A 13326-nucleotide genomic window follows, 5' to 3' on the forward strand; every position below is an offset into this window, starting at 1 on the left:
CCCGCAATTCCGGACGCGCTTCGCGCCGTTTTGAGGATTGCTCCAGGACAGGATTTGGAAATACATGTCTGAGATCGTCTATGATGCGCTGGTGATCGGCTCCGGCGCGGCGGGTTCCTTTGCGGTAAAGGAACTGACGGCACAGGGATTGTCGGTGCTGCTGCTCGAGGCTGGCCGCGCCGTCGGACCGAAGGATTTCGATCCCGCGCGCAAGAAGGCGCCGGCAAGCAGCATCAATATCTGGGAGCGTGCGCGGGCCACCCTCAAGGGCCAGCCGATCCAGGCGCGCGCAGCCTTTTTCACCGAGCGCTTCAGCCACTTCTTCGTCAACGACCGCAAGAACCCCTATACGACGCCGAAGGGTGAACCCTTCCTCTGGATCCGAGGCCGCCAGGGCGGTGGGCGCCTTCACAGTTTCGGCCGGGTGCTGCTGCGCTGGACCGACGACGATTTCAAGATCCGCTCACGCTCCGGAAAGGGCGTGGACTGGCCGGTCTCCTATGACGAACTGGTGCCTTTCTACGACGAGGTCGAGGCCTATCTCGGGCTCTACGGCAACAAGGACAACGTGGCCACCCTGCCAGATGGCATCTATGCGAAGCCGGCAAGCCTGACGCCGGCCGAACAGATCTTCAAGCAGGCGGTTGAAAACCGCTGGCCGGACAGGCACGTCGTCTCCTGGCGCTACATTGCGCCTGACGCCGACCGGATGCCGCGACCGCTGCGAGAAGCAAAGGCGACCGGTGAGCTGACCATCCGCTACGACGCCGTCGTTCGCCGCATCACCACGGACGAGAAGACCGGCCGCGCCACCGGCGCGGAGTTCATCGATCGTAATACGGGCGACGTATCGACCGCGCGCGCCGCGACGGTGGTGCTTTCGGCCTCGCCGATAGAGAGCGTGCGACTGTTGTTGAATTCGGCGTCGGCGAAACATCCTGATGGGCTCGGCAACAGCTCGGGCGCTCTCGGTCGCTATTTCATGGACCAACTGCCGTGCCTCGCCTTCGGCTCCTTTTCCAAGGCGAAGGGTTGGGCGCCCGACGACTCCGCGCCGACCGACCCATTCTACAATCCGTCGGGCGGGATCTTCATTCCCCGCTTCGGCGAGGGCGACGCCGCCCGCGGCGATTTCGACTACCAGGGAAGCGTCGGCCGCGCGCCGGTCTCCGGCGACAGAGATGCGCGTCTCGCCTTCTTCGGTTTCGGCCGCATGCTGCCCTATGCCGACAACCGCATCACGCTCGATGTCAGGCGTAGGGATGCCTGGAACATTCCCGTGCCGCATATCCGCTGCGTCATGCAAGAGGAGGAGCAGGCACTGCTCAAAAGGCAGGAGGAGACGTTGATCGCCATGATCAAGGAGATTGGCGGCGACCTCGAATTTATCGGCTCGCCCACCGGCCTCAAGGAAATGGGCAAGGGCGCCTTTCCCGAAGCCGATGCCTTCAGCCGCTTCATGTTCCGCAAATGGTTCCGCAAAACCATGTGCATGGGTGCGGCAATCCATGAGACGGGCGGCGCGCGCATGGGCGAAAACCGGCAAGCTTCTGTGCTCAATCCCTACAACCAGGTCTGGGATGCCCCGAACCTCATCGTCACCGACGCCAGCGCCTTCCCCGGCAGCGGCATCGCCGGCACGACGCTCACCGTCATGGCCCTGACGATCCGCGCCTGCCGGAATCTTGTCGACCAGTACCGGACGGGACGGCTGTAGCCGCGCTTGGAACGAGGGACCCGGGTAAACCGTTTCAGCCTTCGATCAGTGGTCGTCATATAAACTTCGCACTGACATGCTCCTGTCAACAAAAGCAGGAAGGGAAACCCATGTCGCGAACACATCAGGACCAGCTCAACCGGATAAAGGCCGAAATCGCCGACAGCTTCGATGAAGAGCTGGAAATGCAGATGGAGGAAGACCGGCTCGACGATCTGGTCGCCGAAGGAATGTCGGAACCGGCGGAGCAGACGCTCGAGCGAAAGATCTACTTCCGGGAGCTTTTCCGGTTGCAGCACGAACTGGTGCGGCTGCAGGATTGGGTTCAGCATAAGAAGCTGAAGGTGGTGGTGCTTTTCGAAGGCCGGGATTCGGCAGGCAAGGGAGGCGCGATTAAGCGCGTGACCCAGCGCCTCAACCCGCGCGTCTGCCGAACCGTGGCACTGCCCGCGCCGACCGAACGGGAGCGCCATCAATGGTATTTCCAGCGTTATGTCCCGCATCTTCCGACCGGTGGCGAGATCGTGCTCTTCGACCGAAGCTGGTATAATCGCGCCGGTGTCGAGCGCGTGATGGGGTTCTGCACCCCCGATGAACTCGAGGAGTTCTTTCGCTCGGTGCCTGAATTCGAACGCATGCTGGTCCGCTCCGGAATCGTGCTGATCAAATACTGGTTTTCGATCACCGACGAGGAGCAGGAGTTCCGCTTCAATATGCGTATCCACGATCCGCTGAAGCAATGGAAGCTGTCACCGATGGATATGGAAAGCCGTGTCCATTGGGAGGAGTACACCAAAGCCAAGGAAGAAATGCTGGCGCGTACCCACACGGAGGATGCACCCTGGTGGGTGGTACAGGCCGTAGACAAGAAACGGGCGCGTTTGAACTGCATCGCCCATCTTCTCGAGCAGATCCCTTATGAGGATGTTCCGAAACCGGAGATCCAGTTGCCGGACCGCATCCGTAACGCCGATTACAACAGGGCGCCGGTTCCGCCCGAAATGTATGTGCCGGAGCGCTATTGAAATTATAGCTTACGCCGCCCCCAGAATTGTCTTCAGGGGGCGGCCCTCGCGGCGTGCTGCCTCTGGATGATTCCCCGCCCGGCACTAGGTTCCGCTTCAAGAGTGAGGTTCCGTCGACGTGCCTCAGAGTGGACGAGTGAGGGAATTGCTTGCTTTCCAGTAGCCGATTTTACGCCGATACGCGTGCCACGTGGGGATACGAACCAAGTTTCGACGGCGCTCTCATCGCATGGTGGGGTTCCAAACGCGGCGCGCGCGCCGTCTTCGTCGGGGATTTTTCCAGCGGAAAACTTAACATCATCGCCACGTTCAAAGGCGACCTCTTCCATTTTGGCTGGCGGCAATACGCAAATCTTTTGGTTCTCACCGAGAAAGACCGCCTGTGGGAAGTGGATCCCAAGCGACCCGGGACACGGACCGACGTCACTCCAAAAGATTTCCAAACGTGGCAGGTCATCGTTGAACCTCGACACGCCGGAGACAGCCAATTCCTGGTTTCCTACGATCGCAGCCGCGCTGTCGCCGATCTCTATGCAACCAGTGCGGACGGACGCGACAAGCGGCTCGTGGAACAAAATAACGGCTCGACCGAAAGCTGGTTGTTGAATGAGGCGCAGGTGCCATGCATTCGCGTCGAGCTGACTGCCTCCGGAATGAGGCGATACCTTCACCGCAGCGATGCCGACAAGCCGTGGCAAGAGATGGCGGCAGTCGAGCCGGATGACACGCTGGTCATCTGGCGTACGGACAGGTCAGGCAATGCCTTCGAGGCGCTTTCCAGCCGACAGCGGGACAAGATCGCGTTGGTTTCGCTGGACCCGGTTGCCGTCAGAGAAACCGTGCTGGTCGAGGACGGCGATGTCGATGTTTCAGACGCGCTGCGCTTTACGCCCACCGAACCGGCTGACGTCGCCGTCATTCGCGACGGCTATCCGCGATACATCGCCCTTTCGGAAAGGGGTACGATCTTCACCGAGCTCGTTCTGGATCGCAACGGGCATGCCGACGTCGAAATCTCAGGCTCTTCGAAGGATGGTGCGCTGCTTGCAGTCGCGATCTCCTACGATGAACGACCCTACCGGCACTATCTTCTAAACTTGGCGGACAAGAGCAAGACGCTCCTTTCCACGCCGGCGGAAAAGCTCAAGTCCTCTTATTCGGCAGTCACGAAGCCTGTTTCCTTCACGGCCGGAGATGGTGAGGAAATACCGGCATTGTTGACGCTTCCGGCTGGCGCGCCTCATCCTGTGCCGACCGTCGTGATGGCTCACGGCGGCCCGGCTCGCCACGACAGCTGGGGTTACAACATCGAGAAGAGTTTTCTCGCAAGCCGCGGATACGGAATCCTGTCGGTCAACTATCGCGGCTCGACTGGCTTCGGGAAGAGATACCAATCTCTGGGCTATCGGCAGTTCGGGCGAAAGATGCAGGACGATATCGCCGATGCCGGGCGATGGCTGCTCGCCCAGGGCATCGCGGCCGAAGGCAAGCTTGCGGTTGCCGGCGAAAGCTACGGAGGTTTCATGGCCGCGTTGGCAATGGCCAGCGACGACCGGCTCTTTTCCGCGGCAATCATCGACTACGCGATCCTGGATCTGCCCTACCAGATGCAGAACAACCCGGTCGGCTGGGGGTTGTTCCTGGGCCAGGTCATCCGTTACTTCGGCAATCCTGATGATCCCGGTGATCTCACGCAGATGCAGGAATTCTCGCCGCTCCACAATGTGGAGAAATTGCGCGGATCGTTCCTGCTCACGGCCGGAATGGAAGATCCGGTCGTCGGTTGCCGACAGACGCAAGCCTTCGAGAAGGCGTTGCGCAAGGCGGGTCTCGATGTCACGGCACTATACTTCGATCGGGAGGGCCATGGCTATGCCGGCTGGCAAACCAAACTGGTGCGCGCCCGCGAAATCGAGCTATTTCTCAGCCGCAAGCTCGGCGGCAAGGCAAAAAAAATCGATCCGCTGGCTTTGTTGTCAAAGCACTGGATTCAGGGGCGTTTCGTCAATGGTCAGTGAAATATTCTCGCTGGCCGAGTATAAACCGCGAGAACAAAGCCTTGATACGCTCCCTGATTGCTCTAACCTTCCCCCTCGCACGCCCGATATGGCGGGTTTTGGCTTTACCTCGGAGGCACCTATGGTTGACGTTCAGAGTGTTAATGCAAATACCAGCGGATATTACATCCATCCCCTCGAAGATTTTGAAATCGACGCCGTGAATGGCGCAGGCTCGTGGGTCGGCCATGTCGATCGTGGGCTGATAGGCGGCACGTTTGCGGCCGGCGGCGCTCTTGCGAGTACCGGAAGCCTCGGCACAGCTGGTATTGCCGGCAGTGCCGGATTCGCAGCAGGGGCGTCGGGCAGCATATATAATGGCGGCCTCTCCGGCGGTGGCAACAGCAGCGGCCGTGTTATCTGCACGCATTTCTTCCGGCGTGGCATGCTTGACCGCGATCTTTGGCGGGCGGATCTGGAATTCACCTTTCAGTCTCTGTCCCAGACGACGGTTCGCGGATATCAATATTGGGCGATCCCCTATGTCCGCCTGATGCGCCGAAGCCCGCTGGCAGAAAAAATCATGTATCCTCTCGCCAGAGCACGAGCTCTGGAGATTGCCTACCAGGCCGGGCGCCGTTCGAAGGGCTCGCTTGGCGGCAAGGTGGTGCGCCTTATCGGCGAGCCGCTATGCTTCCTGATCGGCAGCGTGGTGAAGCAGAAGGACTGGGCTCCGCTTTGGGTGGAGAAGACCGAGGCGACAGGAGGTCAATCATGACAGCCTTCTCAAAATTGATCGTGCAGGAAGTTGCGTTGTCGGCGGTCTTGGCGGCAGGCGCCGTCATCGGCATTCCCAAGCTGACCGACCCGAATGCTGCCGCCAATTATCCGTTGGCGATCGGGGTTTTCCTGGCAATGGCAGCGACCTTCGTCGCCTACGAGTTTTTCGTCAAGAAATCATCCTGATGCTATTGTCTGGCCTGAAAAGCCTCTGACTTTTTCAACGGCCGGGAGGCGTAAATCTCCCGGCCGTTATGATTCACTGCTGTTCAGCACTCAAAAGTTGTCGCCTGCAGGTTGACGCTTTCCAGCAGCTTACCTAATTTTCCCGTGCACGTAGTGTTTTCGACTACCTTCCCGAAGCAAACAGATGGTGAGTTAAGTGCAGGGTATCAAAGAACTTTCGAGCACCGAGATTGAACACGTATCCGGTGGTGGCGTCAGCTCCGGTGTTCGGGGCGCAATCGACGGCGCAGCAGCACTCGCAGGCGGTGGCGCTCTCGGCTACGCGGCAGCGATCGGCGCGGGCGTGGGCATCTCCGCCTTCGGCGTCGGAGCGCTTGCCGTCGGTGGTGCTGCCCTTGGCGTCTACGGTGTCTACAGACTGGCGAGAGCTTTTGCCTAAGATTTAAAACATGGGGGCTCCGCCGGAACGGCGGGGCACCCTCCCCCTTAACGACCATATCTGATCACAATGAGCCTGTTTCGCCGAGAAGCCCTCGAACGGCAGTCCCAGCGTTTAACGGGAACGGTGTCGATGGCGGTACCAATGGGGTGGCACGTCACCGGCTATCTGATGGCCGGCATCCTCATCGTTGTTCTGATCTTTCTTTCCATCGCAAGCTATTCCCGCATCGTCACCGCAACCGGCATTATCCAGCCGGACAAGGGCGTGGCGGTCGTCATGCCCTCGCGCTCAGGCGTCATCATGAAGATGATGGTCGCAGACGGCGATCAAGTCGAAGAAGGCCAAGAACTGGTGGCCGTGCGCTCCGAGGACTATCTGGTCAGCGGTGAATCGGCCTCCGAAAAAGTCGCCGAAATGCTCGACCGGCAGAATGCCAGCATCAGCGAGCAACTGGCGGAAGTCAAAAACGATGAAATTGCCCAAACGGCGCAATTCGGTGCGCAGATTGTCGGTTACCAGACGCAGATCGACAAGCTTCAGAGCCAGATCGCCCTGCAAAGGGAGCTGATCACCTCGATCGAGAAAGATGTCGAGCGCATTCGCGGCTTGGTCGACAAGGGTATCGTTCCACGACGAGACGTGACGTTGAGAGAAGATTCGCTCACCGAGCGGCGTCAGCAAATGGCGGTACTGGAAAGCACGTTGACGGAACGGCGGTCGGATCTCTCCGATGCCGAACGAATGCTCGATCAGGTCAAGGCGCGCTCAAACGAGAAGGTCGCAGCACTCCAATCGCAGCGCGAGGATATCAATCGCGGCCTCGCCACCAACGAACAGTCCCGCGCCTATGTGATCAGATCGCCGATCGGCGGTACGGTTTCTGCCCTCACGGCCAAGATCGGCGAGCCGCTGAACACGCAGCAGGCGCTCATGAGCGTCGTGCCGCTGAATGCAACATTGCATGCGCAACTGGACATGCCCAACGCCGCCGTCGGTTTTGTCGAGGTCGGGCAGGAGGTACGGCTGGCGATCGATACCTTTCCTTACCAGAGCTTCGGGACGATCGCAGGTCGCGTCAAGAGCCTGTCGAAAAGCCCGATCAACCGTGGCAGCGGCGCGAGCACCAACCTGAACTATCTCGTGACAGTCGACCTTGAACGGCAGAGCATCACGGCCTTCGGGAAGCAGCAAGCGCTGTTTCCCGGCATGACCTTGTCGGCCCGGATTGCGACCGCGCGCCAATCTCTACTCGAATGGCTGTTCGAGCCGTTGTTCGCCCTTCAACGACGATAGGACCCGCGATTGTCTGCCAGAGCACTTCAGGCCGGGTTCTTTTCAACCTCACGGATTCGTCTCATTCGTCAGAATGAGGTCAGCGAATGCGGTCTGGCCTGTCTGGCAATGATGGCGAGCTTTTACGGGCACGACGTTGATCTGGCGACGATGCGCCGACGTTTCACCCCATCATTTCGAGGAGCCCCGCTGTCGAGCCTGATCAAGATCGCAGACCAGGTCGGCCTCCTGCCTCGCGCCGTCAAGCTGCCGCTGGAGGAGCTGCCCAATCTCGCATTGCCGGCGATCCTCCACTGGAACATGAACCATTACGTCGTCATCGAGCGGGTTTCCGGCGACAAGGCGCTGATCCACGACCCTGCTGGCCGCAGTGAATGGCTTCAAATGTCTGAGGTTTCGGACCACTTTACCGGCGTTGCGCTGGAGTTGCGGCCAAACGAAGCATTCGAGAAGAAAACGGAGCGTACGGTGTTGCGCTGGTCGCAGCTCTGGACGCGGATAAACGGGCTTGGAAGTTCATTCCTCCAGGTCATCCTCCTCAGTGTCGTGTTGCAGATCTATGTGCTTGCCCTGCCCTACTACTTGCAGATCGGCATAGACAACGCGCTGCCGGCGCTCGATCACGATCTACTTGCGGTGCTTGCGCTTGGTTTTGGGCTGTTCACCGTGTTCAATGCGAGCGCGAGTTTCCTTCGCTCCTTCGTGATCCTGGCGGCGGGCTCGGCATTGGGCTTCGGCATCGCCTCGAACATTGCCAGGAAACTGTTCCGGCTGCCGCTCGACTGGTTCCAGAAGCGGGAGGTCGGCGACATTCTCTCCCGCTTCCAGTCGGTGACGCCGATCCAGAAAATGCTGACCGAAGGTGTTGCTGGAACGCTGGTGGATGGATTGCTCGCGCTGACGACGCTGGCGATCATGTTCTTCTACAGCGCCAAGCTTGCAATGATCGCGCTGACCGCCTTCTTCCTCTATTTCGTCGTTCGGCTGATATCCTTCTCGTTCGAGCGCCGCGCCCAGGAAGGCAGTATCATCGCGCACGGCAAGGAACAGACGGCGCTCATCGAGGCGATACGCGGTATCCAGACCTTTCGTCTCTACAATGGTGAAACGATGCGGCATGCCATGTGGCAGACATTGTTGACGGATGCCGTCAATGCCAACATCCGTTCCTCGCGCATCGGCATTTGGCAAACGACCGGCAATGCCTTGTTGTTCGGTCTGGAGAATGTCGTCACCATCTATCTCGCAATCGGCTTCGTCATGAATGGCGGCTTCAGCGTCGGCATGGTTTTCGCCTACCTCGCCTATAAAGGTCAGTTCCTCGAAAAGGCCGGCAATCTCGTTGATCAGGGCATGGCGTTCTTGATGCTACGGCTGCATCTGGAACGCTTGGCCGATATCGCCTTGGAGGAGGATGACAGAAGCTTTGCCCCCAGTTCCATGGCCGTCACGGAATTAAAAGGACGGATGGAGCTCAAAAGCGTTTCCTACCGCTATTCTCCAACCGATCCCCTCGTTCTCCAGGAGATCGACTTTTCCGTTGAAGCCGGCGAACATGTGGCCATCACCGGGCCGTCAGGCATGGGTAAATCGACGCTCCTCAAGGTGATGCTCGGGCTGCTGTTGCCTCAATCCGGTGAGGTGGCCGTCGACGGTCTTCCCCTCCAGCAGTTCGGTCACAAGAGCTTTCGCGATCAGATCGCAGCCGTCCTGCAGGACGACAATCTCTTCGCCGGATCCATAGCGGACAATATCACGCTGTTTGCCGAGCAGGCCGATCTCGAAGCCATTGCCGATGCCGCACGCGCTTCGGCAATTCACGACGAGATCATGAAAATGCCGATGCAATATGAAACGCTCGTCGGCGACATGGGATCGAGCCTCTCCGGCGGCCAGAAGCAGCGCGTGTTGCTGGCGCGCGCGCTTTATCGAAAGCCGAAAATGCTTTTCCTGGATGAAGGCACATCTCACATGGACGCCGCCAACGAAGCGCGTGTCAATCATTCCATACGCTCACTCGGCATTACCCGCATCGTCGTCGCTCACCGGCAGGAAACCATCGCTGCCGCCGACAGGGTACTTTACATGGACGGCGAAGGCCTGCGACCTCTCGGTCCGCCAAAGGAAGTCATCAGCCTGCAACTGGGCGAAAGCCTGAGCACGCGTTGAGAGCGTGACGTCGCGCCTGCGATTTCGGACTTCATCAGGCGGCGCTGCCAGCCACGCCGTCCAACTGCTCGAGAGCCTCATCCGGCAGCGCGAGCCCGGCGGCGGCGAGGTTCTCCCTGAGATGGCCGAGGGACGAAGTGCCGGGGATCAGCAGGATGTTTTCCGCGCGACGCAGCAGCCAGGCGAGCGCCACCTGCATAGGCGTGGCATTGAAGCGTGCGGCTACATCGGACAGGGTGGAAGACTGCAGCGGGTTGAACCCGCCGAGCGGAAAGAATGGTACATAGGCAATGCCGTCGCGCGCGAGGTCGTCGATCAGGGCATCGTCGGCCCGATGCGCCAGATTGTACTGGTTCTGCACGCAGACGATCTCGGTGATCCCACGCCCTTCGGCGATCTGCTTGGATGTGACGTTGCTCAGCCCGACGTGACGCACCAGGCCCTGCCGCTGGAGATCGGCCAGCACCGTCAGGGGTGCTTCGATCGACCCTTCGGCCGGGCCGTGCACGTCGAACATGATCCTGAGATTGACGACATCAAGCACATCGAGGCCGAGATTGCGGAGGTTGTCGTGCACTGCCTCCGTCAGCTCTTCGCGCGAGAAGGCCGGAATCCATGATCCATCCGCGCCGCGCCGGGCGCCGATCTTGGTGACGATGACGAGATCGTCGCGATAGGGATGCAGCGCTTGGCGGATGATCTGGTTGGTGACGTGCGGGCCATAGAAGTCGCTGGTGTCGATGTGGTTTACGCCGCTCGCAACCGCCTCTCGCAGCACGGCCAAGGCCGCGCCATGATCCTTGGGCGGGCCAAATACGCCAGGCCCGGCAAGCCGCATGGCGCCATAGCCGAGCCGCTTTACGCTGCGGCCGCCGAGGTTGAACGTGCCGGACTGATCGATAGTGGACATGATCTAACTCCTTTCAAGAGATGACGCCAAGATAGGCTCAAGATAAGCATTGTCGGCGCGTGTGAAAATTGGCTATAATCCGCACAGGCTGTGCGGAGTGGCGAACAGTGAAAGCAGATCTCAGTGATCTCAATGCATTCGTTGCCGTGGCGCGTGCCGGCGGTTTTCGCGAAGGCGCGCGCGTCAGTGGCAGCAGCGCCTCCTTCCTCAGCGAAGCGGTGCGTCGCCTGGAGGGCCAGCTCGGCGTCAGGCTGCTCAACCGGACGACACGCAGCGTCGTCCCGACCGAAGCGGGCAAAGGCTTGCTGGAGCGGCTCGGCCCTGCTTTGAGCGAGGTGGAGTCTGCCCTCGACGTCGTCAACGGTTTTCGCGACAGGCCGGCCGGTGCGCTACGCCTCAATGTGCCGGTCAGCGCGGCGCGGCTGGTGCTGCCCGCCATCGTTCCGCCGTTCCTTGCCGCCTATCCCGATATTCGGCTGGAAGTGGTCACCGACGAGAGCTTTGTCGACGTGATCGCGGCCGGCTGCGACGCCGGCATCCGCTATGACGAGCGGTTGGAGCAGGATATGATCGCGATACCGATCGGGCCACGCGTCCAGCGCTTTGCCATCGCAGCCTCCCCGGACTACCTCGATCGCCGTGGCCGGCCGCAACATCCGAGCGAGCTGCTCGGCCATGCCTGTCTATTGGGTCGCTTTGCCAGCGGCGCGATGACGGCGCCGTGGGAGTTCGAGCGCGATGGCGAGATAGTGCGAGTGGACCCGACGGGGCCGCTGATCGTGCGGGTCGGCGGGGCGACCGATTTGGCCGTCGATGCAGCGATATCAGGAACAGGGATAGTCTGCCTCTTCGAGGACTGGCTGCGCCCGCATATCGACAGTGGCGCGCTCGAGCCCATCCTCGAACCGTGGTGGCAGCGTTTCTCCGGGCCATTCCTCTACTATCCCGGGCGTCGGCTTGTACCGGCGCCGCTCCGGGCATTCATCGACTTTGTCAAGGCATCGGCTCCGGCATAATTCTTTAACCGGAATCGATCTAGGGATAAAATGGTGTCGCAATTCAAGGTGTTACAGCATCCTTTGCGCGTCTAAAAGATGCGGCGCTGTAAGCGGCCTTAATGGCCGACGATGCGCTAAAGCATGTCTCGCAAAAGTGTGCAGCGGTTTTGCGGCAAAGACATGCGGAAAACAAAGACCTAAAGCGCGGCACGCGAATCTGAAAGATCGCGACGCGCTTTAGAGCTTGACCTCGGCATTGTCGCCCATATCAGGTTTGCTGTTCGAGACTGCTGCGGCCGCCATCTTGATATAGCTGATGATCGTGCCCGGGCTGTCCCAATATTCCGCCGAAGCCGGCGTCATCTTGAGGATACGGATGGAAGGATCGTCGGGATTGTCCCACCAGGCCTTTGCCGGCGTCGCCCATAATTCCCTGATTCTCTCCCGGTCGTTTTGCACCTCGGCCGTCCCCGATACGGAAACATATTTCTGTCCCTTGGTGTCGGCAAAGGCGAGGCACACGTTTGGCCAGCGAGTGATTTCATCGTCCTTGTGACTGCCGACATCCGTCAGAAAATAGATCGCATTCTCGAGCTGCGCGGTATAGGCGGACATCGGGCGGGCTCGCAGATCGTCGCCGCTGCGGGTCGTCAGCATGCAAAACCCGATCTTGTCGATCAATTCCCATACCCGTATCGCATCGTCTTGATTGGCCATCGTCATCTCCGTCTGTGCAAGAGACGAAGTAACCATCAGCCGCGGCCGATGTTCCCAGTCGGCGGGCCTCATGAGCCGATTCCCAAGGCGATCGAGGCACGCAGTCGATCAATGGACGCTTGGGGTTTTCATGACAATTGCGAAATCTTCGGCGACCAGTTCGCTGACGGCGATGAGAACTTCCTCCCGGGAAAAGCCCGATGTCAGAGCGCGTTGAATCAGATCCTGCAGATCCGGCTCCACGACATCGCGGCAATCCTCGAGGCGTTCTTCCGAAACGGTGAGGCTATTGAGTTCGTCCATTGTCTGTCCTTTCAGGGGGATGTAACCGCCAAGGCCCGGGAAGGCTGGCGAGGATAAAGCCGTTAACGGGCGGCCACCGCCCGCTTCGGACCGGGCAGCAGGCCTTCACGCTGCATCTGCTTGCGTGCAGCCTTGCGATGTCGGCTGATCGCCTGTGCCTTTTCCCTGACGCGCCGTTCGGACGGCTTCTCATAGGCGCGCCGTTCCTTCATTTCGCGGAACAGCCCTTCGCGCTGCATTTTCTTTTTCAAGACTCTGAGCGCTTGATCGACATTATTGTCTCTGACGAGTACCTGCATTTCGAGTTCTCCTTGTTTGGGATGGTGCGCCGGTCGCCGCTCAGCCGAGCTGCTCGGCGATCAGAGCCTGCAATTCGCGGCGGGTGAGAAGGCAGGGAAACGGCTTCCAGCTCCTGGGAGCATTGCGGACAGCCTCGTCATCCTCACGCGGATTCGCCGCCGCAACCGCGGTGGCTGTATGTGTGTTGTTCAAAAAGAAATCCTTTGCCGGCCTTGGCCGGCGTTATCGATTGTTTGTGGGATTGCCCATCACGCAGCCTTAAGGCGCGCGCCGATGCATAAGCGTCTCAATCAGCAGCCGGGAACGGCTTGGATTTCCGCTTGGATCGGGTACATCAGCAACATAGGGCTCAGCGAGCAGAATTGCAACGGATAGCCCGGATGGTTGGCTCGGGGCATCGCCGATCGCCTTCAGATATACTCGGTGCCATTTTATTCAAGTTAGCCGGGTATAGTTTTTCCCGAATTTTCTTCAATTTTGCGCGAGAGT

14 protein-coding genes are annotated in these 13326 nt (G+C 59.8%); 9 read left to right on the forward strand and 5 right to left on the reverse strand.

The window, feature by feature from the left end; translation table 11 throughout:
* The first annotated feature begins 64 nt into the window (after nt 1–64).
* The 8 genes from HFO71_RS30355 (at nt 65) to HFO71_RS30390 (ending at nt 9609) form a co-directional block, all read left to right on the forward strand.
* Nucleotides 65–1717: a GMC oxidoreductase gene (locus tag HFO71_RS30355; RefSeq protein ID WP_221988815.1), complete on the forward strand. Its 1653-nt coding sequence runs from the start codon at nt 65–67 to the stop codon at nt 1715–1717.
* 110 nt (nt 1718–1827) lie between these two features.
* Nucleotides 1828–2742 carry a polyphosphate kinase 2 gene (gene ppk2 / locus HFO71_RS30360; protein WP_065284576.1) on the forward strand — a complete coding sequence of 305 codons (915 nt, stop codon included), beginning with the start codon at nt 1828–1830 and terminating at the stop codon, nt 2740–2742.
* 149 nt (nt 2743–2891) lie between these two features.
* A complete protein-coding gene (locus HFO71_RS30365; RefSeq protein ID WP_221988817.1) occupies nt 2892–4760 on the forward strand; it encodes an alpha/beta hydrolase family protein in 1869 nt (622 codons plus the stop codon).
* Nucleotides 4750–5517, forward strand: coding sequence for a hypothetical protein (locus HFO71_RS30370; protein ID WP_245007007.1), 768 nt, complete (start codon nt 4750–4752; stop codon nt 5515–5517). Before HFO71_RS30365 ends, HFO71_RS30370 begins: the two co-directional genes overlap by 11 nt.
* Nucleotides 5514–5705: a hypothetical protein gene (locus tag HFO71_RS30375; protein ID WP_168290641.1), complete on the forward strand. Its 192-nt coding sequence runs from the start codon at nt 5514–5516 to the stop codon at nt 5703–5705. The genes HFO71_RS30370 and HFO71_RS30375 overlap by 4 nt, the downstream gene beginning before the upstream one ends.
* A gap of 196 nt (nt 5706–5901) precedes the next feature.
* The gene (locus HFO71_RS30380) at nt 5902–6144 is read left to right on the forward strand and encodes a hypothetical protein (RefSeq protein WP_027667324.1); all 243 of its coding nucleotides are present in this window, start codon (nt 5902–5904) and stop codon (nt 6142–6144) included.
* A gap of 132 nt (nt 6145–6276) precedes the next feature.
* Nucleotides 6277–7440, forward strand: coding sequence for a beta-barrel domain-containing protein (locus tag HFO71_RS30385; RefSeq protein ID WP_221985374.1), 1164 nt, complete (start codon nt 6277–6279; stop codon nt 7438–7440).
* Nucleotides 7441–7449: 9 nt separating this feature from the next.
* Entirely contained in the window at nt 7450–9609 is a 2160-nt protein-coding gene (locus HFO71_RS30390; RefSeq protein ID WP_221985375.1) for a peptidase domain-containing ABC transporter, read from the forward strand.
* A 34-nt stretch (nt 9610–9643) separates the two neighbouring features.
* Here the strand turns inward: HFO71_RS30390 and HFO71_RS30395 are convergent, their stop codons facing one another.
* Nucleotides 9644–10519: an aldo/keto reductase family oxidoreductase gene (locus tag HFO71_RS30395; protein ID WP_221985376.1), complete on the reverse strand. Its 876-nt coding sequence runs from the start codon at nt 10517–10519 to the stop codon at nt 9644–9646.
* A gap of 107 nt (nt 10520–10626) precedes the next feature.
* Here HFO71_RS30395 and HFO71_RS30400 point away from each other — a divergent pair, with 107 nt between their 5' ends.
* Nucleotides 10627–11535, forward strand: coding sequence for a LysR family transcriptional regulator (locus HFO71_RS30400; RefSeq protein ID WP_221985377.1), 909 nt, complete (start codon nt 10627–10629; stop codon nt 11533–11535).
* A gap of 219 nt (nt 11536–11754) precedes the next feature.
* Here HFO71_RS30400 and HFO71_RS30405 read toward each other — a convergent pair whose 3' ends face one another.
* The 4 genes from HFO71_RS30405 to HFO71_RS30420 form a co-directional block, all read right to left on the reverse strand.
* Nucleotides 11755–12234, reverse strand: coding sequence for a pyridoxamine 5'-phosphate oxidase family protein (locus tag HFO71_RS30405; RefSeq protein ID WP_077980891.1), 480 nt, complete (start codon nt 12232–12234; stop codon nt 11755–11757).
* Between the two features lie 108 nt (nt 12235–12342).
* Entirely contained in the window at nt 12343–12537 is a 195-nt protein-coding gene (locus HFO71_RS30410; RefSeq protein WP_020047796.1) for a hypothetical protein, read from the reverse strand.
* Between the two features lie 62 nt (nt 12538–12599).
* Nucleotides 12600–12836 carry a 30S ribosomal protein S21 gene (gene rpsU / locus HFO71_RS30415; protein ID WP_003538346.1) on the reverse strand — a complete coding sequence of 79 codons (237 nt, stop codon included), beginning with the start codon at nt 12834–12836 and terminating at the stop codon, nt 12600–12602.
* A gap of 40 nt (nt 12837–12876) precedes the next feature.
* Nucleotides 12877–13029: a hypothetical protein gene (locus tag HFO71_RS30420; protein ID WP_165503840.1), complete on the reverse strand. Its 153-nt coding sequence runs from the start codon at nt 13027–13029 to the stop codon at nt 12877–12879.
* Nucleotides 13030–13326 lie beyond the last annotated feature (297 nt).

Origin of the sequence: Rhizobium laguerreae, from assembly GCF_019778565.1 — a bacterium.
GTDB classification, from domain to species: Bacteria; Pseudomonadota; Alphaproteobacteria; order Rhizobiales; family Rhizobiaceae; genus Rhizobium; species Rhizobium laguerreae.

What these genes read in the sequence shown, in the direction of transcription:
- HFO71_RS30355 (WP_221988815.1), top strand. Translation starts at nt 65, where the DNA reads ATGTCTGAGATCGTCTATGATGCGCTGGTGATCGGCTCCGGCGCGGCG.
- ppk2 (WP_065284576.1), top strand. Translation starts at nt 1,828, where the DNA reads ATGTCGCGAACACATCAGGACCAGCTCAACCGGATAAAGGCCGAAATC.
- HFO71_RS30370 (WP_245007007.1), top strand. Translation starts at nt 4,750, where the DNA reads ATGGTCAGTGAAATATTCTCGCTGGCCGAGTATAAACCGCGAGAACAA.
- HFO71_RS30375 (WP_168290641.1), top strand. Translation starts at nt 5,514, where the DNA reads ATGACAGCCTTCTCAAAATTGATCGTGCAGGAAGTTGCGTTGTCGGCG.
- HFO71_RS30385 (WP_221985374.1), top strand. Translation starts at nt 6,277, where the DNA reads ATGGCGGTACCAATGGGGTGGCACGTCACCGGCTATCTGATGGCCGGC.
- HFO71_RS30395 (WP_221985376.1), bottom strand. Translation starts at nt 10,519, where the DNA reads ATGTCCACTATCGATCAGTCCGGCACGTTCAACCTCGGCGGCCGCAGC.
- HFO71_RS30405 (WP_077980891.1), bottom strand. Translation starts at nt 12,234, where the DNA reads ATGGCCAATCAAGACGATGCGATACGGGTATGGGAATTGATCGACAAG.
- HFO71_RS30410 (WP_020047796.1), bottom strand. Translation starts at nt 12,537, where the DNA reads ATGGACGAACTCAATAGCCTCACCGTTTCGGAAGAACGCCTCGAGGAT.
- rpsU (WP_003538346.1), bottom strand. Translation starts at nt 12,836, where the DNA reads ATGCAGGTACTCGTCAGAGACAATAATGTCGATCAAGCGCTCAGAGTC.